Annotated in this window: 1 pseudogene; it reads left to right on the top strand. The window is 49.3% G+C overall.

The features are described from left to right. A pseudogene (locus R7044_RS24585) lies at positions 1-898 on the top strand ([protein-PII] uridylyltransferase); the annotation flags it as partial.

Genomic DNA, 898 nt, shown 5'->3' with positions numbered 1-898 from the left:
CGAAGACACATTCCAAGCTCTAAAAAAGGTCGTGCTATCCGACTCTTTCTGGCCGAGCGAAACCTTCTACCGCGCAAAAATCCAAGAACAACGCGAACGTCATGCTCGCTACCACGATACGACCGATAACCTAGAGCCCGATATCAAATCGACCCCAGGAGGTCTTCGCGATATTCACACTTTGAGCTGGGTAGCGCGCCGTCACTTTGGCGCCACATCTCTGCTAGAGATGAGCCGTTACGGCTTTCTTACCGATGCGGAATACCGCGAACTGGTGGAGTGTCAGGACTTCTTGTGGCGTGTCCGCTTTGCGCTGCACATTGAACTTCGCCGATACGACAACCGTTTGACCTTCGCACATCAAGCACAAGTGGCCGAAAACCTCGGTTATGTTGGTGAAGGCAATCGCGGCGTCGAGATGATGATGAAAGAGTTTTATCGCACACTTCGTCGCGTCGCAGAATTAAACAAAATGCTGCTCAAACTGTTTGATCAAGCCATCATCAATGGTGGTGCAACTGAAAACGCAGAAATTTTGGATGCAGATTTTCAACGCCGTGGATCGTTAATCGAAGCCAGAAAACCCGCGCTATTCCAAGCCAGACCTGAAACTATTCTTGATATGTTTTTGCATATCGCAAACGACTCAACCATTGAAGGAGTAAGCCCTCCAACCCTGCGACAACTGCGTACTGCACGTCGCCGCTTAAACAAGTTTTTACACACGATTCCAGCGGCTCGTGAAAAATTCTTAGCGTTATGTCGACACCCAAATGCACTTCATAAAGCATTCAGTTTGATGCACAGACTTGGGGTAATGGCCGCATATTTACCGCAATGGAGCCAGATTGTTGGGCAGATGCAGTTCGACCTGTTCCACGCCTACACGGTTGACGAG

The sequence above is a fragment of the Vibrio sp. 1402 genome (assembly GCF_033340275.1).
Note: the sequence above shows the minus strand (reverse complement) of the source record. Positions and strands in the feature narration are given on the sequence as shown.